The sequence below is a fragment of the Bacillus xiapuensis genome (assembly GCF_002797355.1).
Lineage (GTDB): Bacteria > Bacillota > Bacilli > Bacillales > Domibacillaceae > Bacillus_CE > Bacillus_CE xiapuensis.
This window is the reverse complement of sequence record NZ_KZ454939.1, coordinates 2,066,911-2,092,736: the sequence shown is the minus strand read 5'-3', so window position 1 is coordinate 2,092,736 and position 25,826 is coordinate 2,066,911. Positions and strand designations below refer to the sequence as shown.

At 47.4% G+C, this 25,826-nt stretch carries 19 protein-coding genes and 1 other annotated feature; of the genes, 17 read left to right on the top strand and 2 right to left on the bottom strand.

Annotation, left to right across the window (positions count from 1 at the left end; all coding sequences use genetic code 11):
• The first annotated feature begins 117 nt into the window (after window positions 1-117).
• The 5 genes from CEF20_RS16630 to yihA all read left to right on the top strand — a co-directional run bounded on the left by CEF20_RS16630 (window position 118) and on the right by yihA (window position 6,824).
• Window positions 118-261: a hypothetical protein gene (locus CEF20_RS16630; RefSeq protein ID WP_157796252.1), complete on the top strand. Its 144-nt coding sequence runs from the start codon at window positions 118-120 to the stop codon at window positions 259-261.
• A 178-nt stretch (window positions 262-439) separates the two neighbouring features.
• Window positions 440-1,705: an ATP-dependent protease ATP-binding subunit ClpX gene (gene clpX / locus CEF20_RS10465; RefSeq protein WP_100331757.1), complete on the top strand. Its 1,266-nt coding sequence runs from the start codon at window positions 440-442 to the stop codon at window positions 1,703-1,705.
• A gap of 348 nt (window positions 1,706-2,053) precedes the next feature.
• Window positions 2,054-3,721, top strand: coding sequence for an ATP-dependent protease LonB (lonB, locus tag CEF20_RS10460; protein ID WP_100331756.1), 1,668 nt, complete (start codon window positions 2,054-2,056; stop codon window positions 3,719-3,721).
• Window positions 3,722-3,913: 192 nt separating this feature from the next.
• Entirely contained in the window at window positions 3,914-6,244 is a 2,331-nt protein-coding gene (gene lon, locus CEF20_RS10455; protein ID WP_100331755.1) for an endopeptidase La, read from the top strand.
• Window positions 6,234-6,824 (top strand): ribosome biogenesis GTP-binding protein YihA/YsxC, encoded by a 591-nt coding sequence (yihA, locus tag CEF20_RS10450; RefSeq protein WP_100331754.1) that lies wholly within the window; start codon window positions 6,234-6,236, stop codon window positions 6,822-6,824. The genes lon and yihA overlap by 11 nt, the downstream gene beginning before the upstream one ends.
• Before the next feature lie 168 nt (window positions 6,825-6,992).
• On the opposite strand, the gene CEF20_RS10445 is transcribed toward yihA, so the two are convergent.
• Window positions 6,993-7,478, bottom strand: coding sequence for a LiaI-LiaF-like domain-containing protein (locus CEF20_RS10445; RefSeq protein WP_100331753.1), 486 nt, complete (start codon window positions 7,476-7,478; stop codon window positions 6,993-6,995).
• A 202-nt stretch (window positions 7,479-7,680) separates the two neighbouring features.
• Between CEF20_RS10445 and hemA the strand changes: the two genes are divergently transcribed.
• The 9 genes from hemA (at window position 7,681) to ysxE (ending at window position 17,233) form a co-directional block, all read left to right on the top strand.
• Window positions 7,681-9,024 carry a glutamyl-tRNA reductase gene (gene hemA / locus CEF20_RS10440; protein ID WP_100331752.1) on the top strand — a complete coding sequence of 448 codons (1,344 nt, stop codon included), beginning with the start codon at window positions 7,681-7,683 and terminating at the stop codon, window positions 9,022-9,024.
• A 13-nt stretch (window positions 9,025-9,037) separates the two neighbouring features.
• Complete coding sequence (locus CEF20_RS10435; RefSeq protein WP_100331751.1) at window positions 9,038-9,874, top strand: cytochrome C assembly family protein; 837 nt, start codon at window positions 9,038-9,040, stop codon at window positions 9,872-9,874.
• A gap of 15 nt (window positions 9,875-9,889) precedes the next feature.
• Window positions 9,890-10,819, top strand: a complete 930-nt coding sequence (gene hemC / locus CEF20_RS10430; RefSeq protein WP_100331750.1) for a hydroxymethylbilane synthase — start codon at window positions 9,890-9,892, stop codon at window positions 10,817-10,819.
• Window positions 10,820-11,599: a uroporphyrinogen-III synthase gene (locus CEF20_RS10425; protein ID WP_100331749.1), complete on the top strand. Its 780-nt coding sequence runs from the start codon at window positions 10,820-10,822 to the stop codon at window positions 11,597-11,599. It begins immediately after the preceding gene.
• On the top strand, window positions 11,599-12,573 hold the full coding sequence (gene hemB / locus CEF20_RS10420; RefSeq protein ID WP_408607786.1) for a porphobilinogen synthase: 975 nt from the start codon (window positions 11,599-11,601) through the stop codon (window positions 12,571-12,573). The genes CEF20_RS10425 and hemB overlap by 1 nt, the downstream gene beginning before the upstream one ends.
• Before the next feature lie 16 nt (window positions 12,574-12,589).
• Window positions 12,590-13,879, top strand: a complete 1,290-nt coding sequence (hemL, locus tag CEF20_RS10415) for a glutamate-1-semialdehyde 2,1-aminomutase (RefSeq protein ID WP_100331747.1) — start codon at window positions 12,590-12,592, stop codon at window positions 13,877-13,879.
• A gap of 62 nt (window positions 13,880-13,941) precedes the next feature.
• Complete coding sequence (locus CEF20_RS10410; RefSeq protein ID WP_100331746.1) at window positions 13,942-14,979, top strand: AbrB family transcriptional regulator; 1,038 nt, start codon at window positions 13,942-13,944, stop codon at window positions 14,977-14,979.
• 93 nt (window positions 14,980-15,072) lie between these two features.
• Window positions 15,073-16,179, top strand: a complete 1,107-nt coding sequence (gene spoVID, locus CEF20_RS10405) for a stage VI sporulation protein D (protein WP_157796251.1) — start codon at window positions 15,073-15,075, stop codon at window positions 16,177-16,179.
• Between the two features lie 58 nt (window positions 16,180-16,237).
• Window positions 16,238-17,233, top strand: a complete 996-nt coding sequence (gene ysxE / locus CEF20_RS10400; protein WP_157796250.1) for a spore coat protein YsxE — start codon at window positions 16,238-16,240, stop codon at window positions 17,231-17,233.
• Window positions 17,234-17,282: 49 nt separating this feature from the next.
• Here ysxE and CEF20_RS10395 read toward each other — a convergent pair whose 3' ends face one another.
• Window positions 17,283-17,474 carry a hypothetical protein gene (locus CEF20_RS10395; RefSeq protein WP_100331743.1) on the bottom strand — a complete coding sequence of 64 codons (192 nt, stop codon included), beginning with the start codon at window positions 17,472-17,474 and terminating at the stop codon, window positions 17,283-17,285.
• A gap of 129 nt (window positions 17,475-17,603) precedes the next feature.
• Window positions 17,604-17,837, top strand: a binding site (T-box leader).
• A gap of 59 nt (window positions 17,838-17,896) precedes the next feature.
• Here CEF20_RS10395 and CEF20_RS10390 point away from each other — a divergent pair.
• From CEF20_RS10390 to CEF20_RS10380, 3 genes are all read left to right on the top strand, one after another.
• Window positions 17,897-20,539 (top strand): valine--tRNA ligase, encoded by a 2,643-nt coding sequence (locus CEF20_RS10390; RefSeq protein WP_100331742.1) that lies wholly within the window; start codon window positions 17,897-17,899, stop codon window positions 20,537-20,539.
• Between the two features lie 87 nt (window positions 20,540-20,626).
• Window positions 20,627-21,919 (top strand): bifunctional folylpolyglutamate synthase/dihydrofolate synthase, encoded by a 1,293-nt coding sequence (locus CEF20_RS10385; protein ID WP_100331741.1) that lies wholly within the window; start codon window positions 20,627-20,629, stop codon window positions 21,917-21,919.
• A gap of 116 nt (window positions 21,920-22,035) precedes the next feature.
• Entirely contained in the window at window positions 22,036-25,800 is a 3,765-nt protein-coding gene (locus CEF20_RS10380) for a VWA domain-containing protein (protein ID WP_100331740.1), read from the top strand.
• The last annotated feature ends 26 nt before the right edge of the window (window positions 25,801-25,826 follow it).

Below are 25,826 nucleotides of genomic sequence, written 5' to 3'. Positions count from 1 at the left end.
GAATTCTCGTGCCTTGTTTTCTACACCATACATAGAATACTTACTTAACTTCCCACCGAAAGAAGTCTTCCATATCTAAATGTGAAGACGCGGCGGCAGCCGCCAAAGGGGAGGTGAATGCCGCTTAGCCAAAAGAACTCTTGGAACGGGGAAGATCGCACGGTCGGTTTTCGCTGGCTATTGAAAACAGCGATAAACCAAGCAGCCTCCACTCCAAAAAATGCAGGGGTTTTAAATGGCGAGAAGTTCACCGATCAATAATTTTAGTAATAGTTTAGCAAGTAGCATATTATATATACAGAAGACCTTTTAGTTTAGGTGCGTGTATAAATGTGGTACAATGCAATACATAACTCTTTAAAGGGGATAAGCGGACAGAGCTTAGCCAATCAGCGCTCGCGTCTGGTTTAGACTAATTATTCACAAGGGGTGACAGATATTGTTCAAGTTTAACGATGAAAAAGGACAGCTAAAATGTTCTTTCTGCGGAAAAACCCAGGATCAGGTTCGTAAGCTTGTAGCCGGTCCGGGTGTATATATATGTGATGAGTGCATCGAGCTGTGCACGGAAATTGTCGAGGAAGAGCTGGGCACAGAAGAAGAAGTTGAATTCAAGGACGTTCCTAAGCCGATGGAGATCCGCAATATTTTAGATGAGTATGTAATCGGTCAAGAACGGGCAAAGAAATCACTGGCTGTTGCCGTTTACAATCATTACAAACGCATTAATTCCAACAGCAAAGTAGATGATGTTGAATTAGCGAAAAGTAATATTTGTTTAATCGGTCCTACAGGAAGCGGGAAAACTCTTCTTGCTCAAACCTTGGCGCGCATTCTGAATGTGCCGTTTGCGATCGCGGATGCCACTTCTTTAACGGAAGCCGGCTATGTAGGGGAAGATGTGGAAAACATTCTTCTTAAATTAATTCAGGCAGCGGACTACGATGTCGAGAAAGCGGAAAAAGGAATTATCTACATTGATGAAATTGATAAGGTTGCCCGCAAGTCGGAAAACCCTTCCATCACGCGAGATGTTTCTGGCGAAGGGGTGCAGCAGGCGCTGCTTAAAATCCTGGAAGGAACCGTTGCCAGCGTTCCGCCTCAAGGCGGCCGCAAGCATCCGCATCAAGAATTTATCCAAATCGATACGACGAATATCCTCTTTATTTGCGGAGGGGCATTTGACGGGGTAGAATCCATTATTAAACGCCGTCTCGGCCAAAAAGTTATCGGTTTTGGGGCTGATGCGAAGAATGAAGACGTGGAAGGTCAGTCGCTTCTTTCAAGACTCGTTCCGGAAGATTTATTGAAATTCGGATTAATTCCAGAATTTATCGGACGCCTTCCGGTAATTGCCAGCTTGGAGCAATTGGATGAAGAGGCGCTCATTGAGATTTTGACCAAGCCGAAAAATGCATTAGTGAAGCAATATCAAAAAATGCTGGAACTGGATGATGTAGAGTTGAAATTTGAAGAAGAGGCTTTGCGCGAGATTGCCAAAAAAGCCATCGAACGGAAAACGGGTGCCCGCGGATTGCGTTCGATTATTGAAAGCATCATGCTGGATGTCATGTACGATTTGCCGTCGCGTGAGGATATCAAAACATGCGTCATCACAAAGGAGACGGTTTTGGATAATGCCCGTCCCAACCTACTTGGTGAAGATGGAGAGAAGATCGAGCTAAACACAAAAACATCGGCATAGATCATCGCCGGGTGAAAGAAGGGGCTGCCCAATAAGCCCCTAAAATAAAAGAGGCGGAGAAAAACAAGTTGTTTTTCTCCGCCTCTATTTGTTTGTCTCCGGTATTTCTCTGAAAGCTGCTATCCGGGGTTTCGCATGCATCTTGTCGGTCTCCCGCAAGGAAAAGCTGTGGAACGGCCGACAGCCCTTTCTTTTCTTCCTTTGATCAAATGATCGGACTGCCTGGTTTTATCTGCTTCCATTCTGGAGATACTGAAGGATTAACAAGTGATATCAGCAAGCAGTACGCTCTCAAATAGAAGGAAGCGATGGGCGTGCAAGAATGCGATCAGAAACGGAGGGAGAAAGATGAACTGGACGGCAGTTGCCATTATCGGCCAGCTTATGTTTGGCGTTATCATCAGTCTATATTTTTTAACGTTGCTTAAAAAGCAGCATACAAACAAAGTATTCATTGATCGCGAGTCGAAGAAGGAAATGGAAGCGATGAAGAGAATGAGGGAGATTTCTCTAACGAAACCACTCGCTGAAAAAATCAGACCGGATCATTTTGCGGACATCATCGGCCAGGAGGAAGGCATTAAGGCGCTCCGTGCCGCTCTTTGCGGCCCTCACCCGCAGCATGTAATTATTTACGGCCCGCCTGGCGTGGGGAAAACAGCTGCAGCAAGACTGGTCTTAGAAGAAGCGAAAAAACAGGCTGCATCCCCTTTTGGCCATTCTTCAATGTTTGTAGAAATTGACGCCACTACCGCTCGCTTTGACGAAAGAGGAATAGCAGATCCGCTTATCGGCTCTGTCCATGATCCAATCTATCAAGGAGCCGGAGCGTTAGGGCAAGCCGGTATTCCGCAGCCGAAAAAGGGAGCTGTCAGCAGCGCACACGGGGGCATCCTTTTTCTAGATGAGATTGGCGAATTGCATCCCATTCAAATGAATAAGCTGCTTAAGGTGCTCGAAGATCGGAAGGTTATGCTGGAAAGTATTTATTACAGCGAAGAAAATGAAACGATTCCCGAGCATATTCACGATGTTTTTCAGCATGGCATGCCGGCAGACTTTCGCTTAATTGGCGCTACGACTAAGCGGCCGGAAGAGCTCCCGCCCGCCATCCGGTCGCGCTGCCAAGAAGTATTCTTTAATGAACTGACAACTGGAAACTTAATGAAAATTGCTGAAAAAGCAGCGGAAAAGGCCGGGATGACCCTCAGTGAGCGGGGCGTAAGCTTGGCGGCATCTTATACCCGCAACGGCAGGGAGACAGTCAATTTAATTCAGATGGCTGCGGGGCTGGCGATGATCGAAGGAAGAGAGCATATTGAAGACCGCGAGATGGAGTGGGTCATTCATTCCAGCCGTCTGGCGCCAAGACAGTCAGCTTGTATTCCAAAGCAAGCAGCAGTAGGGGTGATTAACGGCCTTGCCGTCACCGGTCCCAATAGCGGTGCTTTGCTCCATATTGAAGCGGCTGTCCTGCCGGCCGTATCGAAGGGAACGGTCACGATCACCGGCATTGTCGAAGAAGAAACGCTGAATCATACCGCCAAATCGGTGCGGCGCAAAAGCATGGCCAAAGGCTCAGCTGAAAACGTAATCGCGGTACTGAAATCGCTTGGCGTGCCGGTAGAACAGTTTGATGTATTCGTGAATTTCCCCGGCGGCGTACCGGTGGACGGGCCGTCCGCCGGAGCCGCCATGGCGATCGCGGTGTACTCGGCCATTTATCAGCATCCCATTGATCATACGGCGGCTATCACGGGAGAGATCAGCTTGCACGGAAGCATTAAGCCGGTCGGCGGCATTTTGCAAAAAGTGATGGCCGCTAAGGAGGCTGGAGCCAAGAAAGTACTGATTCCGTATGAAAATGATTCTCTGCTTTTAAAGGATATACAAGGAATCGAGATTACACGGGTGCAGCATATTAAAGAAGCATTCACTCATTTCTTTAATAAACAAGCGGGGTCGCAGGCAGGCATTACTCAAGATATTGATGCCAGTGAGCGGCAATCTATGTAAAGACTGTCTGCTTGCTCTGCTGGGCTTTGGATTGACAAAGGGAAGGAAAGCATATGCTGATACGCTGAAAGAATGGACACTCCCCTTTAAATAAGATAGAATTGTACAAAGCATGCTTTCTGTGTGCGGAAAGCAACGAAAATAGAGTACGGGCACTGGCGCCTGACGTTTGAATTGATGGAGGTTTTGTTTATGAGCAATCAATCAGTCTACACTGTTCCCCTCCTGCCGTTAAGAGGCTTATTAGTTTATCCGACCATGGTACTGCATCTTGACGTAGGCCGCGAACGTTCCATTCAAGCATTAGAACAAGCGATGATCGATAATCATTTAATCTTTTTATCCACGCAGAAAGATACCAATATAGATGATCCGCGGAAAGAAGACCTGTTTGAAACAGGCACGCTGACAAGAGTCAAGCAGATGCTGAAGCTTCCAAATGGTACGATTCGCGTCCTTGTAGAGGGACTTAAACGGGCGACGCTCGAGGTGTTTGAGGACAAAGAAGAGTACTATATGGCGACAGTTCACACGCATGAGGACCGGCAAGAGATGGATGTTGAACTGCAGGCGCTGATGCGGACGCTGCTGCAATACTTTGAACAATACATAAAATTATCGAAAAAAATATCGGCTGAAACGTTCTCAACTGTGGCGGACATCGATCAGCCGGGACGTTTGGCGGATATCATCGCTTCGCATCTGCCGCTTAAATTGAAGGAAAAGCAAGAAATTCTGGAGCTGTTTGATGTAAAGGCGCGTCTTACCCGCATGATTGAATTGCTGCATAATGAAAAAGAAGTGCTGAACCTGGAGAAAAAAATCGGCCAGCGGGTGAAGACATCCATGGAGCGCACGCAAAAAGAATACTTTCTGCGCGAGCAAATGAAGGCGATTCAGCAGGAGCTTGGCGATAAAGAAGGAAAAACCGGAGAGGTGGAAGCTCTCACGAAACGCATTCAAGAAGCAGGGATGCCAGAAAGCGTGGAGCAAACGGCATTGAAAGAGTTGAGCCGCTTTGAGAAGATTCCCTCAAATGCCGCGGAAAGCGCCGTGATCCGTAATTATTTAGAATGGCTCGTCACGCTGCCTTGGTCGAAGGAGACTGAGGATCATTTGGACGTGCTCCGCGCGGAAAAAATCTTAAACCGCGACCATTACGGCTTAGAAAAAGTGAAAGAGCGGGTGCTGGAATATTTGGCTGTCCAGCAGCTGACCAAGTCGTTGAAGGGACCGATTCTGTGCTTGGCGGGACCTCCGGGAGTCGGAAAAACCTCCTTAGTCCGTTCGATTGCAGAATCTCTCGGCCGCAACTTTGTCCGCATCTCCCTTGGGGGTGTCCGCGATGAATCTGAAATCCGCGGCCATCGCCGAACATATGTAGGGGCGATGCCGGGACGAATCATTCAGGGGATGAAAAAGGCGGGAACCATCAATCCGGTATTCTTGCTTGATGAAATCGATAAGATGTCCAGCGATTTCAGAGGAGACCCTTCCGCGGCGATGCTGGAAGTGCTGGATCCGGAGCAAAACCATAATTTCAGCGATCATTACATTGAAGAACCGTATGATTTGTCCAAGGTGATGTTCATCGCGACGGCCAATGATCTCTCCACGATTCCCGGACCGCTGCGCGACCGGATGGAGATAATCACCATTGCCGGCTATACAGAGTTGGAGAAAATTCAAATCGCTAAAAACCATCTGCTGCCGAAGCAGGTGAAGGATCACGGCCTCTCCAAAAGCCAGCTGCAAGTCAAGGAAGAAGCCATTCGGGACATTGTGCGCTATTATACGAGAGAAGCTGGCGTCCGCAGCCTCGAGCGCCAACTGGCGGCTGTTTGTCGAAAAACCGCTAAAAAGATCGTATCAAGCGAACGCAAACGGATTATTGTTACCAGCAAAAATCTCGATGCATTTTTAGGCAAGAAGAAGTTTCGCTATGGTCAGGCGGAAACGGTCAATCAGGTGGGAGTGGCCAATGGACTTGCTTATACGACAGTCGGAGGGGATACGCTGCAGATTGAAGTTTCCTTGTCGCCGGGAAAAGGGAAGTTAATATTAACAGGCAAACTTGGCGATGTGATGAAAGAGTCAGCGCAAGCGGCGTTTAGCTACGTCCGCTCCAAGGCCAAAGAGCTGGGAATTGAACAGGATTTCCATGAGAAATATGATGTCCATATTCATGTGCCGGAAGGAGCTGTGCCAAAAGACGGGCCTTCTGCGGGAATCACGATGGCGACGGCGCTAGTATCTGCGCTGACAGGACATCCGATTCGCCGGGAAGTCGGAATGACAGGAGAGATCACGTTGCGCGGCCGCGTCCTGCCGATTGGGGGCGTGAAAGAGAAGTCGCTCGGTGCTCATCGCGCCGGACTGAAAACCATCATTCTCCCACAGGAAAATGAGAAAGATATTGACGATATTCCAGAAAGCGTGCGGAATGAATTGACTTTCATTCTCGCATCCACGATGGAAGAGGTACTTGAAGTAGCATTGGCAGGTGAATCAATTGAAAGTTAATCAAGTAGAACTAGTAATCAGCGCCGTTAAGCCAGAGCAATATCCGGATGACTGCTTGCCGGAATTTGCTTTGGCCGGCCGCTCAAATGTCGGGAAATCTTCTTTTATTAATAAAATGATCAGTCGAAAAAGTATGGCTCGAATTTCCTCCAAACCAGGAAAAACGCAGACGCTTAATTTTTATAAAATTGAGGAGGCCCTTTATTTCGTTGACGTTCCCGGCTACGGCTTTGCCAAGGTTTCCAAAAAGGAGAGGGAAGCTTGGGGAAGAATGATTGAAACGTATTTAACAACACGCGAGCAGTTGAAAGCCTGCGTGTTAATTGTTGATTTACGGCATCCCCCAACAGAAGATGATGTGATGATGTACAGCTTTCTTAAACATTACGGGATCCCGGCTGTCGTGGTGGCGACCAAGGCCGATAAGATTCCAAAGGGAAAATGGCAAAAGCATCTGAAAGCTGTCAAAGAAAAACTGGAATTTGAGGAAACAGACGATATGGCCGTCTTCTCGTCAGAAACAGGACAGGGCAAAGAAGAGGTTTGGAAGATGCTGAAACGAAGAATGAACAACCAATAAAGAAAAAGGCTGAACTCCCTGATGTTCAGCCTTTTTCAATAAATCTATTAAACAGAATGGCTTGTTCCTTGCATAAAAGGGTTTAAGAACGAGAAATTAGGAAATAACCAAAAATGGGAGAGCAGCCTTTTCACTTAAATGCAGGCCGGCTGCCGCTTCTTTCACATGCTATTTCTTCTTGATAAATAATAAGTAACCGCCCGTAATAATCAAGACGATCGGCCAAAACGGCCAAAGTGACCAAGCTTGATTTTCTAAAACGCCAAGCCATTCTACAACTTTATCGTAAAAGAGGGTGATGACAGCTAACAGGAGAAATAATAGGCCCTGGAATAAGCCTTTCCTAGTCTTTTGGTATTGCATTAAAAAACCGAGGGCGATAATTAGGATAAATACACCGGTATCATTAGACCAAAAGCCGAACTGATGAACGGCATGGAAGTGGATGCCGAAGCCTGTCAGAATAACGCCCGGCAAAATTCCGCCTGCGTCGTGTCCGCTGTAAGCTTCCGCCAAAAAGGCGAGACCGATGACCATCAGTAACGTGGGCCAACTTAAAAAGGGCTGAAAGGCGCTGAACTTTGCTTGCTGCAAAAAGAAATATAATCCAAACCCAATTAAAATAACACCTGGAAAAATACGCTGCTGTTTCATTGAACAATTTCCCCGCTTTCCATTGGACAATCTTGAATCTTACTTATCGATTTGTTACTCTAACCTAAGGGATCATATTAGTAAATAGCTCATTCTTACTCTTTGTTATTTTTATGTTAGCATATGTTCACATTTTGTGGATAAGGAATTTGGGGAACGTGGTATAATAGAGCTAATAGTTTTTTGGGGGTGTCATTCATACATGCATATTATTGTGGTGGGACTAAACTACAAAACAGCCCCAGTGGAGATACGCGAACGGTTATCCTTTGACGACTCTGATTTAGAGAGAGCGATGTCAGAATTGCAGCAGCAAAAGAGCGTTTTAGAGAACGTCATTTTGTCTACTTGTAACCGGACAGAAATTTATGCGGTGGTTGATCAGCTCCATACAGGGCGTTATTATATTAAAGATTTCTTAGCTAAATGGTTTGGTTTAGAAAAGGAAGAGTTTTCTCCTTTTCTGTTTGTTCGTGAACAAGAAGCGGCCGTTGAGCATTTATTTAGAGTGACAAGCGGTTTGAACTCAATGGTGCTTGGAGAAACGCAAATTCTTGGACAGGTACGTTCAAGCTTTCTGAGAGCTCAAGCGATTCAAGCAACAGGTACGGTGTTTAATCAATTATTTAAGCAAGCGATTACATTAGCGAAGAAAGCTCATGCGGAAACCGATATCGGCGCGAATGCGGTGTCTGTCAGCTATGCGGCCGTTGAGCTGGCAAAGAAGGTCTTTGGCGATTTGTCAGGAAAGCATGTCCTCGTTCTCGGTGCCGGCAAAATGGGTGAATTGGCAATTCAAAATCTTTACGGCAGCGGAGCCACGAAAGTCACGGTTATTAATCGGACGTTTGAAAAAGCAGCGCTGTTGGCAGAACGCTTTGATGGCGAGGCCAAAACGCTGCAGGAGCTCCAATGTGCGCTGGCCGAAGCGGATATTCTTATCAGCTCAACCGGAGCTAAGCATTATGTGCTCACAAAAGACAGAATGGCTGCAGTGGCGAAGATGCGAAAGGGAAAGCCGTTGTTTATGGTGGATATCGCTGTTCCGCGCGACCTTGATCCGGCCATTTCAGAGATCGAAAATGTCTTTCTTTACGATATTGATGATCTCGAAGGCATTGTCGAAGCGAATTTGGCTGAACGCCAAAAGGCAGCTGAGCGGATTGAGCAAATGATCGAAAGCGAAATTGCCGCCTTTCATGATTGGGTGAATATGCTGGGGGTCGTTCCGGTCATTTCCGCACTGCGCCAGAAAGCTTTGGCCATCCAAGCGGGGACAATGGAAAGCATTGAACGCAAGATGCCGAATTTAACGGAGCGCGAACGCAAAGTGCTAAATAAACACACGAAGAGCATTATTAACCAATTATTGAAAGACCCAATTTTGCAAGCGAAGGAATTAGCCGGGGACAAGCATTCAAAGGAAAAGCTGGATTTATTTATGCAGATCTTTAATATCAAAGAAGAAGCAGAGCAGCAAAAGCAGGCTAAAGCAGTGGAACAAGGCGTTCAAACGGGTCGAACGAAGCCTTCATTCCAAGCGTAAGCGAGGTTACAGGATGTTATTTGAACAAGGAATGACTAGAATCCATGAACTGATGGTCATCTTATATGCAATCAGTATTATGCTTTATTTTATTGACTTTTTAAATCAAAACCGGAAGGCGAATAAAGTCGCCTTCTGGCTGCTGTCGATTGTTTGGGTACTTCAAACAATCTTTTTGTTTCTTTATATGAAGCAAACCGGCCGCTTCCCCGTTTTAACCCTTTTTGAGGGGCTTTATTTTTATGCTTGGGTGCTGATCACACTCTCCCTCGTGATCAACAAGCTGCTGCGCATGGATTTCACGGTCTTTTTTACCAATATGATCGGGTTCATCATCATGGTGATCCATACGTTTGCGCCTGTCCAGGTGGCGTCAGATGCCATGGCTGAAAAGCTTGTATCTGAATTGCTGATGATTCATATAACGATGGCGATTCTGTCGTACGGCGCCTTTTCGCTTTCCTTTATTTTTTCCGCTCTTTACTTACTGCAGTATCGTCTGCTGAAGCTGAAAAAGTGGAGCCAGCGGCTTTGGCGCCTTGGCGATTTGCAAAAGCTGGAGACATTGTCTTATATTTTAAATGCGATCGGCGTGCCAGTGCTGCTGATCAGCCTGATTCTCGGATTGATGTGGAAGGTGGTTAAACTGCCTGAAGTCAGCTGGTTTGATGTAAAGATTATCACCTCGGTCGTTTTATTGGCGGTGTACAGTAGCTTTCTATATTTGAAGGTGCGCAAGGAAATGGTCGGAAAACCTTTGGCGCTTTTAAACAGTGCGGCTTTTTTAATCGTGCTGATTAACTTTTTCTTAGTGAGCCGATTTTCATCGTTTCACTTTTGGTATGCTTAAACACAGGAGGACGGTATGAGAAAGATAATTGTAGGTTCACGCAGAAGCAAATTAGCATTAACGCAGACAAACTGGGTGATTGACCAGCTGAAAAAAATCAATCCGTCATACGATTTTGAAGTGAAAGAAATCGTGACGAAAGGGGATCGTATTTTAGATGTGACGCTTTCGAAAGTAGGCGGCAAAGGCTTGTTCGTCAAAGAGATCGAGCGAGCGATGCATGATAAAGAGATCGATATGGCCGTTCACAGCATGAAGGATATGCCGGCTGTTTTGCCGGAAGGTTTGACGATTGGCTGTATTCCGAAGCGTGAAGACCATCGCGATGCCTTTATTTCAAAAGGCCATGTGAAATTAGCGGATCTTGCCCCGGGTGCCGTTGTCGGTACGAGCAGTCTCCGCCGCAGCGCGCAGCTGTTAGCGGCCCGTCCCGACCTTGAAATTAAATGGATTCGCGGCAATATTGATACCCGTCTGAGCAAGCTGGAAACGGAGGAATATGACGCGATCATTTTAGCGGCAGCAGGACTGGCGCGCATGGGCTGGACAGCGGATGTCGTCACAGAATTTTTGGACGTCGGCCTTTGTGTGCCTGCTGTCGGCCAGGGGGCGCTGGCGATTGAATGCCGGGAGGATGACGCTGAACTGCTTGAATTGCTTTCATCGTTTGCGTGCGGGGAAACGGTGAAAACCGTGCAGGCCGAGCGGGCATTTCTTAATAGAATGGAAGGCGGCTGCCAGGTGCCAATTGCCGGCTTTGCCGTGCTTGAAGGGGAAGAAATCGTCTTAACAGCGCTGGTGGCTTCTCCGGACGGAAAAACCATTTATAAAGAAGTGGTCAGAGGACGTCAGCCTCGCGACGTGGGGGAACGAGCAGCGGCGCTATTAACGGAACGCGGCGCGAAGAAACTGATCGAGGCCGTCAAAGCGGAGCTGGATGCTTAAATGGCAGACTGTCATCCGCTTAAAGGCAAACATATTTTAATTACCCGTCCAAGAGGACAAGCAGACTCATTTATTGATAAAATAGAAGCGGCCGGGGGAATCGCTCATGCTGTTCCCTTGATTGCTTTTCGGCCTGCTTATGACAAAAGAGAATCGGCTATATTAGATCAGCTGAATACATATGAATGGATCATTTTAACGAGCAAGAATGGGGTCCGCTTTTTCTTTCAGCGGCTTGAGCAGCTGGGCATCCGCCGCAGCCGGCTGACAGCGAAGTTTGCTGCCATTGGAACGAAAACAGCGGATGCGCTTAAACAGTACGGGTTTCAAGCGCAATATGTTCCGCAAAAATTCTCAGCTGATCATTTTGCAAAAGAAATCGAGGCTGGATGTTTTCGGGCGAGAAAGGCACTGATCCCGAAAGGAAATCTCGCGCGCAAGAAAATTGCTGAAACGCTCAGACAGCAAGGTGCGGCGGCAGATGAATGGATTGTATATGAAACAATTTTTCCAGAAGAAGAAAAGCGGCGGCTTATCTGGCTGCTTCAAGAGAAGCCGATCGATGTTATAACGTTCACTAGCCCGTCGGCCGTGCAGCATTATGCGGCCGCAGTGGAGGAAGCGGGCATTCGACCTTCCGCATTGATTGCCTGCATCGGCCCGGTTACAAAAAAAGCCGCCATAAAGCATGGTCTCTCCGTTGCCATTTGTCCTGAGGAGTATACGATCGAAGCGCTAGCAGCAAAAATTAATCACTATTACAGAGAGGAAGAGGGATAATGGGTTTACAATTTAAACGCCATCGCCGTTTGCGGCAATCTGCCAATATGCGCGCGCTTGTCCGCGAAACGGTGCTTCATACAGAGGATTTCATTTATCCGTTGTTTATTGTAGAGGGGGAGAACATCAAGAAGGAAGTCCCATCCATGCCGGGAGTCTTTCAAGTATCGATTGACCGTTTGAAGGCTGAAATGGATGAAATTGTGGAGCTAGGTATCAAATCTGTCATTTTATTCGGTGTTCCCGCTGCAAAAGATGCAACGGGAAGCGGTGCGTATCATCACCATGGCATCGTGCAGCAGGCGACCCGCTTCATTAAGGGACAATATCAGGATATAATTGTCATCGCTGACACTTGTTTATGTGAATATACCGATCATGGCCATTGCGGCGTGATTGAAGGCAATAAAATTGTAAACGACCCTTCTCTGGAGCTTCTGGCAAAAACAGCCGTCAGCCAGGCGGAAGCGGGAGCGGATATTATTGCGCCATCCAATATGATGGACGGCTTCGTTTCAGCGATCCGCAAAGGACTGGATGAGGCGGGCTACACGGATGTGCCGATCATGTCTTATGCGGTGAAATACGCCTCCGCCTTCTATGGGCCATTTCGTGACGCGGCGGATTCCACTCCGCAATTCGGCGACCGCAAAACCTATCAAATGGACCCAGCGAACCGCCGGGAAGCGATGCGGGAAGCTCAATCGGACGTTGAGGAAGGAGCGGATTTTCTGATCGTTAAGCCGTCTCTTTCTTATCTTGATATTATTCGTGATGTTCGCAATCAATGGAATGTGCCGGTTGTGGCGTACAATGTCAGCGGTGAATATTCCATGGTGAAAGCGGCGGCGCTAAACGGATGGATTGATGAAAAAGCAGTCGTCCTAGAGAAATTAATGAGCATGAAAAGGGCGGGATCGGATTTAATTATTACTTATCATGCGAAAGACGCGGCCCGCTGGCTGAATGAATAAATAGAGGAGTGGTTCGATGCGTTCTTACGAAAAATCAAAACAAGCGTTTAAAGCAGCGGTGAATTTAATGCCAGGCGGTGTGAACAGCCCGGTTCGAGCTTTTAAATCCGTGAATATGGACCCGATCTTTATGGATCACGGCAAAGGCTCCAAAATTTACGATATTGACGGCAATGAATATATTGATTACGTTCTTTCATGGGGGCCGCTGATTTTGGGCCATGCGAATGAGCAAGTAGTCGAGGCACTCAAAAAAACAGCGGAAACGGGAACGAGCTTTGGTGCTTCCACTCTCGTTGAGAATGAATTGGCGAAGCTCGTGATTGAGCGGGTTCCGTCGATTGAAATCATCCGCATGGTTTCTTCCGGTACGGAAGCGACCATGAGTGCGCTCCGTCTGGCTCGCGGATATACGGGCCGCAATAAGATTCTTAAATTTGAAGGCTGCTATCACGGCCATGGCGATTCCCTGTTAATTAAAGCGGGTTCCGGCGTGGCGACATTAGGGCTTCCAGATAGCCCTGGAGTTCCTGAGGGGATCGCCAAGAACACCATTACGGTTCCTTACAATGACCTTGAAGGCGTCAAATATGCTTTTGAGCAGTTTGGTGAGGATATCGCTTGTGTTATTGTGGAACCGGTAGCCGGAAATATGGGAGTGGTTCCTCCGCAGCCGGGATTCCTGGAAGGCTTGCGGGATGTGACGAAGCAATATGAGTCTTTGCTAATATTTGATGAAGTGATGACCGGCTTCCGCGTAGGTTATCATTGTGCGCAAGGATATTTTGGTGTGACGCCGGATCTTACTTGTCTGGGCAAAGTGATCGGCGGCGGTCTTCCGGTCGGCGCGTTTGGCGGCCGGGCGGAAATCATGGAACAAATTGCGCCAAGCGGTCCAATTTATCAAGCAGGCACGCTCTCCGGCAATCCGATGGCTATGACAGCTGGTTTGGAAACGCTGCGCCAGCTGACGCCGCAAACCTATGAGGCATTTATTCATAAGGCGGATCTGCTTGAAAAAGGAATTTCTCAAGCGGCAACGAAACACGGCATTCCGCATACATTCAACCGCGCCGGCTCCATGATTGGCCTCTTCTTTACGAACGAGAAGGTAATCAACTATGAAACGGCGAAAACGTCCGACCTTGACTTGTTTGCCGAGTATTATAAAGAAATGGCTAATGAAGGCATTTTCTTGCCGCCGTCCCAATTTGAAGGCTTGTTCTTATCGACTACTCTTTCAGATGACGACATTCAGCAAACCGTTGCTGCGGCAGAAAAAGCTTTCAGCCGCATAAAGAAATAACGCAATCACGAAAACCACCTGTCTTTTTATAGGTGGTTTTCGTGCTTTAGGGAGACATAAAGATGAAATGGATATATTTCTATACTTTTATCATCGCATATGCGGCGGGGGTTCTCGCTTTTCAGTTCCAAATGGTACTGCCCTGGCTGCTGGGCCCGCTCATTATAACTGCCGTTGTGAATCAGGGGTCTATCCTTCGAATGGAGCTGCCGCTATCCTTTAGAAATGCCGGGCTGATTATCATAGGCGCAAGTATTGGCACCGCCTTTACAAAAGACTCACTCGCCCAAATGGCCGCCTATTTTCCTTTTATGCTCGGTTTGACGGTTCTTATTTCCGCCTTTTCTCTATGGCTCGGCTGGGTGATGTCCAAATGGACAGGCTGGAATTTAGAAACAACCATGTTAGGCTCCTTGCCGGGTGGCTTATCGCAAATGGTCCTATGGGCGGACGAGATGGAGGCGGCTGATACGGCGGCTGTCACTATTATGCATTCGATTCGGTTATTTTTCGTATTAACCTTTGTACCGGCCATTTCTTCCTTCATAAAGACCGGAGAACCGTCTCGTTTGCCGCAAGACGCGGCAGCTTTATTTTCTTTGCCTGCTTCTGCCATTCTCATGCTGGTCTCACTAGCAGCGGTCACGGTCATAGTTTTTTTGCGGTTAAAGCTTGCGCTGCCTTTTTTGCTCGGACCGATCATCGCCGTAGTCTGCTGGAACCTTCTGGGGGGAGAGACGTTTCACATATCCGGCTTTCCTTTGCACGCAGCTCAGGTCATCTTAGGTGTGTATTTAGGAATGAAAATGAACATTTCAAAAAAGACGCTCTCCGCCAGAAATTTAGCCCTGCTGATCGCGGTAAACGGCGGACTTGTGGCTTTTTGTCTGGGTCTCGCCGTCCTTTTCTCCTCGGCGCTTGGCCTTTCGTTTATCGATCTTTTTATTAGTCTGGCGCCGGGAGGAGTGGCGGAGATGGCGGTCACAGCGATGTCTGCCGGAGCTGATATTGCGGCGGTGACAAGCTTCCACTTGTTTCGCGTATTTTTTATTTTATTTTTATTAGCTCCGCTGACGGCTTATTTTCTGAAGAAACGCTAACGGGCATATTCCTTCCCTTCCCGGCATACATTCGAATTGTGAGAGAAATAGTGGCACAGGGGGCAACTTTATTTACCGGAGGGAGGAATAAGCGTGACTTCTCAAGATCAGTCGTATTTACGATTTTCTTTAGAAGAAACAGTTTGGTTTGATAAAGGGCAAGAGATAGAGGAGCTTTATTCGATTTCTCTTGATCCGCAAATCCAGATGGAAGAGCAGAATCAATTCATCCGAATGCACGGCTATTTAGAGCTTTCCGGCGAATATCAGCCGGCCAAAGCAGCGAATGAGGAGCCAGAACGGCAGCCGCTGAAATATGTGCAGCACGTGCTGGAACGCAGTGAAAACGAATGCGAGTTTTTTCATCAGTTCCCGATTGATATTACCATCCCAAAAAATCGAATTGAGAAAATGGAGGATGTGGAAATATACATCGATTCATTTGATTATGAGCTGCCTGAAAAAGCGCATTTGCGGCTGACGGTGGATCTGTCGATTTCCGGTATTTATGGAGAGCAGCAAACCCAGCGAGCACAGGAAACAGCATCTCCCCAGCCGGAAGATGAACCGGAAGAGACGATCGTCCAAAAAGAGGAGGAACCAGCCGTGGAGCCGGAATTCTCCATGTTGAAGCTGGAAGTGGATCATTCTTCCGAGGAAGAGACTTCAGGGGATGAAGCAGCGGATTTTTCGGTTGAGGTCAAACGCCAGCCTGCAGAAGAGGATAAAGAAGTCGGAGCCCAGCTGCTTCAAGCAATTCAAAGAAGAAAGGAAAAGAAAGAGCGGAAGGAGCTAGATCCTCAAGCAGTCGTTGAGCTTGAACAAGTAGAGCCTCCGCTTGAATTGGAGCTTAAGCTGGAAGATGACAGTGAAGAGACGGCGGAAGCCATGGCTGATCTTCAGGGAGAAGAAGCGGAAGAGACTTTGCCTGAAGAGGAAGAGCCAAAAAAGAAAAAGTCCTTTAGTCTGCAGAAAACGGAAACTATGTCGCTTGCTGATTTCTTTGCAAGAAAAGAGCAGGAGGAAGCGGTGACATGGAAGGTTTGCCTCGTGCAAAAGGACGATACGCTGCAGACCTTGGCGGAGCGTTATGAAATCTCAGTTTCAGAAATTATTCGCGAAAATAAGCTGGAAACGAATCAAACGATTGAGGAAGGCCAGGTGCTTTACATTCCATACAAACAGACGGCCAATCAATGATTGCTCCGGCTGTCTCAGCGTGGGACAGCCTTATTTTTGTATAAAGCAGGTGAAGCATGTGGAACAGCCTCATTCAGCTGTATGGAAAAGCTATAATCTCCAGCCGGAATATGTAGAATCATTCGGCCGCGTGCAGAAGCTGTATACGGATCAAGGGAATTTTGCCTTGAAAAGAATTCCGGCTGGACGCGGAATGGATTTTCTTCACAGTATGCAAAGATTGTATCAGTCGGGCTATCATCACTTTGTTCCTGTATATCCGGCAAGGGATGGACGATACGGAATTTTGCAAGGGGATCATCTTTATTATTTAATGCCTTGGATCGAAGGAAGTAAGGAAAGGGATGTCATCTTGAAGGAAAAACAGCTGCTCCGCGAAGCAGCCAGATTGCACATTCTGTCCTCCAAAGAAGTGCCTGTCAGCCCAAAAGAGAGGCAGGAGCATTACGAGCGGACTAAAGACATTTGGGAGAGGCAGGAGACACAGCTGGAACAATGGATTGCTTTAGTGGAAAAAGAAACGTATATGCCGCCGTTTGGCTTGCTGTTTTGTTTATACTATCATGATCTTTCAATGGCTTATTTTTATGCGAAAGAAAAGCTGAAAGAATGGATGGAAGAGACGAAGGAGCAGGAAAAGACACGGACGGTTCAGGTGCATGGGAAGCTGGCGCCGGATCATTTTCTCCTTGACCGTCAAGGAGCAGGTTATTTCATTAATTTGGAGCGGTCACGCCTCGCAACCCCGGTTCATGATCTCGTTCCCTATTTCGCTGGAGTCCTGGCGAGTTCTCCCAAGAAAGCAGATGCCGAGGTGAGCCATTGGCAGCATTATATCGAGCATCTGCCGCTGAAAAAAGAGGAGCGCCTTCTGTTCCAAAGCTACCTCGCCTATCCGGGAGCCATGTTCCAAACCCTCAGCACTTATTTCACGAATCCTAAAAAATACAGCGAGCAGCAATGGACAAGAAAACTGCAAAAGCAATATTGGCAGCTGAAAAATATTGAATACTTCGTCATCCAAATCGATTCGCAACAAGACGTTCCGCAATGAGGGAACGTCTTATTGTCATGCAGGGACTGCTAACTGGGGGTTGAGTCGATTAAATCCATTCGAGGTGAAGGGCTACGGCCAATAGGATGAAGAGAGAGAGCAGGATTACGTCAAAGGTGGTCGGAAAGAAAATCGTGCGCAGCCCTTGGAAAATGCAAAATGGAATGCACAGCTGGTAACAGACGGCCCGGCAAGTTCGAAGCCATGGCGGAAGCTTATATGGATTATATCTTCTTTTCATTGATGCCACCTGCCTATTGTTTTTCCCTTCATTATATGAAAAAGGGGAAAAGGAGTGAGTAAACGGGGAAAACATGACAAGAAAGATTGACGGAATGGCTTGTTTTTCGTTATTATAGAAATAACATGATCAAAAGCTAAGACCGGGAAGAGTATGAGGACAGGCACGTCCTTCAGAGAGGAAGACTCATGGCTGAGAAGTTTTCCGGAATGCCCCTTCAGAAAGTCACCCGCGAGCTGTTTCTGTGAACGATCGCAAGTAGCAGAGACCGGTTGCCAGCCGTTATTGGATTGAGAGCCGAATGCGCCGTAAAGCCATTCGCGAAAAAAGGTGGTACCGCGAACATACTCCTTCGTCCTTTTGGCGAGAGGGGTTTTTTTGTGGAGAAATACGGCTGAAGCTCGAATTAAGGAGGAATATCAATGGAAAATAATGAATTGACGATGCCAACCAAATATGATCCGCAGGCGATTGAGCAAGGTCGCTATGATTGGTGGATTAAAGGCAAGTTTTTTGAAGCGAAAGGCGATGAATCGAAAGCGCCCTATACGATTGTCATTCCGCCGCCAAATGTGACGGGAAAGCTCCATTTAGGGCATGCGTGGGATACGACCCTGCAAGATATTCTAACGCGAATGAAGCGGATGCAAGGCTATGATGTGCTCTGGCTACCTGGAATGGATCATGCGGGAATCGCTACGCAGGCAAAAGTAGAACAGAAGCTGCGCGAAGAAGGAAAGACACGCTACGACCTGGGGCGCGAGAAGTTTTTGGAAGAAGCATGGAAATGGAAGGAAGAGTATGCGCAGTTTATCCGTCAGCAATGGGCGAAGCTCGGTCTCGGTTTGGACTACAGCCGCGAGCGCTTTACATTGGATGAAGGGCTGTCTAAAGCGGTTCGCGAAGTATTTGTTACCCTGTATAATAAAGGATTGATTTACCGCGGCGAGTATATTATCAACTGGGATCCGGACACGAAAACGGCTCTTTCCGATATTGAAGTCGTTTATAAGGATGTTCAAGGTGCCTTCTATCATATGAAGTATCCGCTAGCCGACGGCAGCGGCCATATTGAAATCGCCACGACCCGGCCGGAAACGATGCTCGGTGACACGGCCGTAGCTGTTCATCCAGAAGATGAGCGCTACAAGCATTTAATTGGAAAAACCGTGATTTTACCGATTGTCGGCCGCGAAATTCCAATTGTCGGGGACGACTATGTCGATCGGGAATTCGGTTCCGGGGCGGTGAAAATTACTCCAGCTCATGACCCGAACGACTTTGAAATCGGCAACCGTCATCACTTAGAGCGTGTGCTTGTGATGAATGAAGACGGCACGATGAATGACCTTGCCGGCAAGTATAAAGGCATGGATCGCTTTGAATGCCGCAAACAAATTGTGAAAGATTTGCAGGAGGCGGGCGTGCTGTTTAAGATCGAAGAGCATATGCATTCCGTCGGCCACTCAGAAAGAAGCGGGGCGGTGGTGGAACCGTATTTGTCCACACAATGGTTTGTGAACATGCAGCCGCTTGCCGAAAAAGCCGTCGCTTTGCAGCAGCAGGAAGGGAAGGTTCATTTTGTTCCGGACCGCTTTGAAAAGACGTATTTGCACTGGATGGAGAACATCCGCGACTGGTGTATTTCCCGCCAGCTTTGGTGGGGACACCGCATACCGGCTTGGTATCATAAGGAAACGGGCGAAGTGTTTGTCGGTCTGGAAGCACCGAAGGATATTGAAAACTGGGAACAGGATACGGATGTTCTGGACACGTGGTTCAGCTCAGCATTATGGCCGTTTTCTACAATGGGATGGCCGGATGAAGAGACGGCGGACTTCAAACGCTACTATCCGACAGCCGCTCTTGTAACCGGCTACGACATCATTTTCTTCTGGGTTTCCCGCATGATTTTTCAAGGGCTGGAGTTCACAGGAGAACGGCCATTTAAAGATGTCTTAATTCATGGACTCGTTCGTGATTCTGAAGGCCGCAAAATGAGTAAATCTCTAGGAAACGGCGTGGATCCGATGGAGGTTATTGAAAAATACGGAGCGGATTCCTTGCGCTATTTCTTATCAACAGGAAGCTCGCCGGGCCAAGACCTTCGCTTCTCTGTGGAAAAAGTGGAATCCGTCTGGAACTTCGCTAATAAAATCTGGAACGCCTCGCGTTTTGCCTTAATGAATATGAATGGATTAACGCACGAAGAAATCGATTTAAGCGGCGAGCTGTCTGTGGCGGATAAATGGATTTTAACGAGATTAAATGAAACGATTGAAACCGTGACAAAACTTGCAGACCGCTATGAATTCGGTGAAGTCGGCCGCGCGCTCTATAATTTCATCTGGGATGAGTTTTGTGACTGGTATATTGAAATGGCGAAACTGCCATTGTATGGAGAGGACGAAGCAGCCAAGAAAACAACTCGTTCTGTCCTGGCTTATGTTCTTGACCATACGATGCGTCTTCTGCACCCATTCATGCCGTTTATTACCGAGGAAATATGGCAAAACCTTCCGCATAGCGGCGAGACGATCGTAACGGCTTCTTGGCCGCAGGTGCGTTCGGAGCTGTCAGATGAAAAGGCGGCTAATGATATGAAATTGCTTGTGGATATCATCCGCTCGGTCCGCAATATCCGCGCGGAAGTGAATACACCGCTGAGCAAGAAAATCAAGCTGGTCATCAAAGCGAAGGATGAAGAGGTGTTAGCGGTTCTTGAAGAAAACCGCTCTTATCTGGAACGCTTCTGCAATCCGGAGGAACTCGTTTTATCCACCGATGCCGCCGCTCCTGAAAAAGCGATGACAGCTGTTGTGACAGGAGCGGAGCTATTCCTGCCGCTTGCTGGGTTAATTAATATTGAAGAAGAAATCGCCCGCTTAGAGAAAGAGTGGAAGAAGTGGAACAGCGAAGTCGAACGCGTTCAAAAAAAGCTGAGCAACGAACGTTTTGTCAGCAAAGCGCCGCAAAAAGTGGTAGAGGAAGAACGGGCCAAAGAGAACGATTATCTTGAAAAGCGTGCCGCTGTAGAAGCGCGTATTAAAGAGTTAAAACAATAAGCGCACGGCTATGGAAGCTGTTTGAAGGAGGCTGTCCCAGAACGATAGGGTCAGCCTCTTTCCCTATCAATGAAGGAGGTATAAAGAATGGAAAATTATCAAGAGGCAATCGAGTGGATCCACAGCCGGCTGAAAATCGGCATCAAACCTGGACTTTCACGGATGGAGTGGCTCATGGAGAAACTGGGGCATCCGGAACGGCGATTGAGAGCCGTTCATATTGGCGGAACGAACGGAAAGGGCTCAACGGTCGCCTATATGCGGGCCGTGCTGCAGGAGGCGGGCTATGAAACAGGAACTTTCACTTCTCCCTATATAGAACAATTCAATGAGCGGATCAGCATCAATGGCCGCCCTATTTCCGATGAGGAAATCACACAGTTAGTGAAAATAGTCAAACCGCTTGCCGAGGAGCTGGAAGCGACCGAGCTTGGCGGTCCAAGCGAATTCGAAGTCATTACTGCGATGGCTATCTATTATTTTGCACATGTGCATCCGGTCGATGTGGTCTTGTTTGAAGTGGGCCTTGGCGGCCGTCTTGACTCCACGAACGTGATTCATCCGCTATTGTCGATCATTACCACGATCGGAATGGATCATATGCAATACTTGGGGGAGACACTCGAAGAGATTGCTCATGAAAAAGCGGGGATTATCAAAAATGGCGTTGCGGTTATCAGCGGCGTGAAGCAGCCGCAAGCTCGGGCGGTGATCCTAGAAAAAGCCAAGCAGGTGCAAGCCTCTGCCTACCAGGCTGGTGAGCATTTTGAAGGGATTTGGCAGCAATCACTGCCGGCAGGAGAAAGCTTTGACTTTACCTCTGTTTTTTCCAATATGAAGGATCTCCGCACCGGTTTAAATGGTCTCCATCAAATAGAGAATGCTTCGGTCGCGCTGATGGGGCTTCACTATTTGCGGAAATTCTTCGCTTTTTTAATCGAAGAGTCGCATATTCGTGCAGGGCTGCAGGCGGCTTATTGGCCTGGGCGGATGGAACAAATATCAGATCACCCGGTTGTTTTGCTTGACGGTGCTCATAATGAGGAGGGCATGAGAGCGCTTGTGCAATCCCTGCAGGCGCGTTATGGGAATTACCGCATCACCGCACTGTTTGCCGGCTTAACAGATAAGCCGCTTGATCAAATGATCTCGCTGCTCAACGAAGCCGCGGATTCGGTGCTGTTAACAAGCTTTGATTTTCCGCGGGCAGCAGGCCGTGAAGACCTTCTTCCGTTTCTTGAGAAACACCAATGGGTGGAGCAATGGCCGCAATGGCTCGATGACATCGCAGCGGCTGAACATAGAGACGAAGTATTTGTCATTACGGGTTCGCTGTATTTCATTTCCGAGGTGAGAAAGTATGCGGCAGCCCAATCATAAAGTGAACATTTTTTAACAGCAGCGGAAATAGTAAAAAGGAACTATCAATCCAAATAAAGGGTTGTTATAATAAAAATACCAGGAGAAAGTGATTAAGTCTTAAGGAGGAGCGGCTGATGAATACATTCTGTAACTTCAAAAGTATTCTCGTATTTTTATTGATTTTTTCGTTTGTTCAATATATTCCGCTGCCTGTTAAAGGGGAGGCCGCAAGCAATCATCCCGCGAGTTTCAGCGTGAGGCCTTCTGCTGATGAAGTTGCCATTACTGCCGGGGGTGCGAGGAGTTCTTTAAATGTTGATATTTCTAACTCGCTTGGCGGGCAGGGGATCGATGTCGCATTCGTTCAAGAAACGTCTAAATGGATGCATCAGAAAGTGAATCAGCAAAGAAAGAGCGAAGCTGCCAAGGCGGCTGTACTGGACGGGGTCGATTATTTTACCCAAAATGGTCATAAGCAGGATCGTTTCTACTTTGTGCCGTTTGATTCTGAAGTCAGCCATAAAGGGAAAGTGCGGCCGGCAGAAGGGCTGGAGAATATCAGGAAGGCTGTCAGTGAGGTGGAAGAGTACAGCTCCGGCGGCAATAACTATCAAGCCGGTATCAATCAAGCGCGCTCTTTTTTAAACAATGGAAGCAATAATGCGAAATATATTATTTTTCTTTCAGACGGCAATTCAAAAGGAAGAAGTAATAAAGAAAGCGCATTAGCTCTGGCCCGGCAATTAAAAGAGGAAAATATTATTGTATACAGCATCGCTTTACATAACAGCAGCAGCCATTCCTCGCATTCCAGATTTTTAGAAGAGCTTTCTTCCCAAACAGGCGGCCAAGTCTTCCGGCCGGATGATCCCGGCATTTACAAAGAGATCACCGCAGACAGAGGAGCAGGAGTTAAAGGAGAAGTCATCATCGATTTAGATGAGGTCACGCTCAATGGCAGTCCGGCTGGCAGGAATGTCTTAAGAGAAGACAGCGAAAGCAGACAATTCTCCCTGTCGTTTGATACGGAGCATGAAAGGTACTCCAGTGTTTTGCCGCTGCTTTTCAAAAAGGAAGGCGCCTATACATTTCATCAAATGAAACTGAAGGTGAACGGGAATGTTCTTCAAACGCATCCTCCGGTGACGATCACTGTAAAAGAAGGCGCACCGTCTGATATTGGGGTCGATTTCTCCGCTGCGCCATCCGCGGCTGAATATGTGAAACCGATTGATGACTTGGCAAAGGGCCGCTTGGATTTTGAAATCAAGCCAACAGGAATGGCGAGAAATGAAGTGAGAAAGCCGATTGATGTCGTGTTTGTTCATGATACCTCAGGATCGATGAAAGAGGATTTTGGACGGATGAAAAAGGAAACAAGCGCCAAAAATGCCTTGAAAAATGCGCTGCAATTCTTTGAAGCCAATCAGATGCCCGAGGACCGCTACTACTTCGTTCCATTTGACAGCTACGTCAGCGATAAAAAAGATTGGTGGGGGAGAGAAGTAAAGCCGGCTCAAGGCTTGGCGAACATCCGGGCAATCGCAGACAATCTTGATTATTTCAGTGAAGGCGGAACTAATTATAGCCAGTCGCTTGAGTATGCGATGTCGCAATTAACGAGATTAAGGGACAGCAACAAATATATCGTCTTCTTAACGGACGGAGAACCGACTTCATTAACATATAAGGGGCGCCGCTATGAAATCATGTTGGATTATTACAGAAATAAAATCGGCTATGTAAATGGGTGGCAGCAATGGAACTACCGTCCGGTGGAAGAGATCATCCATAGAGAAGCGCGAAAAACAGCCGATCTTCTCGGACAGAGCGGAATTACGATGTACAGCATCGCTTTTGCTAAAGAAGGGGAAGTGAACTATCAGCTGCTCGACGAGATGTCAAGAAAAACGGGAGGATATGCGGTAGAAGCGCAGCCGGATACGATCAGTAATGTATTTGCGGATATTGCCAAAAAATTCGACAATCCCGCAGTCAGCGGAGAAATTGCGGTTGATTTGAAGCCGTTTGGAGGGAAAGTGCAGGTGGCGGAAGGAGCGGATGCTTATGTGGATGATAAAAATGTCGCTCATATTAAATTCAATTTTACTTATCCGCCGAATAAAGCGCCGATTCCGCAGCTGATCCAGTCCTCTCTGCCGCTGACGTTTGCGGAGAAAGGGACCTATACGTTTAACGATATCGAGCTGACTTATCAAGATCTCCAAGGCAAGATGCAATCCATCGTCCATAAGCCCATTAAGGTTGAAATCAAAGATGAAACGGCGCCTATTTTTGATAATATCGTGGAGATTACCGGCAATTCCATGTATTCAGCTGATCACTTATGGAAGAAAGGAAACAAAAACGGTGAAAGCAACCAATTTGCCGTCAGATATCAGTTGAACCCGATCAACGAAACGACGGAACAAGCAGCCGGAGAATTGAGCCGGATAAAAATAGATCAGCCCCTGCCGGACGGGATTCGATTAGCAGATAATGCGATGAATCCGCGTGAAGGGACCGTAAAAGAAATTATAAAAGACGGAAAAAGATTCGCCGAAATAACAATCAATCAAGTCTTCTCCTACAGAGGAGAAACCTTTGTGCCAAAAGGAACGGACGTCCAAGTGAAATTGCAGGCGGATTATGCGATTGGCTATGTCACGATGCCGCGCGCCGATATTCATTATTATGATTCCCGCTTTAAAGCGCGCTCACATGCCCTTACGACCTCTTCGAAGCGCATCAGCATGAGAGTGATGCTTGAAGACTCTCACGGCAAGTATATAGGAGATTACACCGGGAAAATTCAAAAAATCAACCCTTCATCAGGAGAGGTGCTGGCGGAAACAACCTATCCAAATGACGATGGCTTATTAAATAAGCCTGTGAAAGGAATGGAGTTTGCCAAGGGAGACAAGCAAATCAAGATCACTTATTATGATGATTCAACTGCCATACTCAAGATGCAAACGGATTTCGTCGTGAAGGAGCGCAAGAGCGGCCGCGTGATAGAGGATGGCGGTCAAGCGAGCGGTTCTGTCACCTTTCAAGTAAGCGATATTGTGGCGGGCGATGATGTCCAATATGAATATCGCATCGTGCATCAGAACGGAGCTACGGAATGGAAAGTTTTTGATCCGAAAGAAGAAGTGGCAGTGCCGGATTCTTATACAGGAAAAATGGACATTCACGTACGAACTGCTGGCGGATTTACGCTTTCTGAGGAACCAGTTAAGAAGACGGTAGAGATCAAGAAAGAAGTGGAAGAAATTCAAGTGATGCCTAACCCGATCGAAGTGTTAGAGGGGGAATCGACCGCTTTCACGGTGACTGTCCTGCCGCAGGATGCCGCAGATAAACGCTGGGAGGCCAGTATTAAGGATGCGAGCGTCGCCGCATTAGTGGATCATAACAGAATTCTCGGCGAGTCCGCGGGCAAAACGGAGATGATCATCACATCTAAAGCCAACCCGAAGGTGCGCATTACGGTGCCGATTGTGGTCAAAAGCCCATTTGTTGAGCTGGATGGTCTATCCTTCAAACAGCCGCAATATGATTATACTGATCAAAACGAATGGGTGGAAATCAAGGATCTTATTGAGCTTACACCGGAGGATGCCACAAATGTCATCATCGACTCGGTAACAGCTACCAAGCCAGGTGTCGTGCAAATTGGAAGAAATGCTAAAGGGGAGTGGCTGATTAAAAACGCCAAAAATCGTACAGGCGCCACAACGGTAACGGTTATCGCCAAGCAACATGATAAAGATAATCAGCCGATTGCAGGCAGCGAAAAAAGAGATTCAGCTGTTTTTGAAGTGAAACAAAAGTCAGGAGCAGAGACGCCAGGAAGCGGATCGGATGACGGAGAAATTGACGAAAGCAAATGGTAACGGAAAAGGATGGAGCCAAGAGGCTC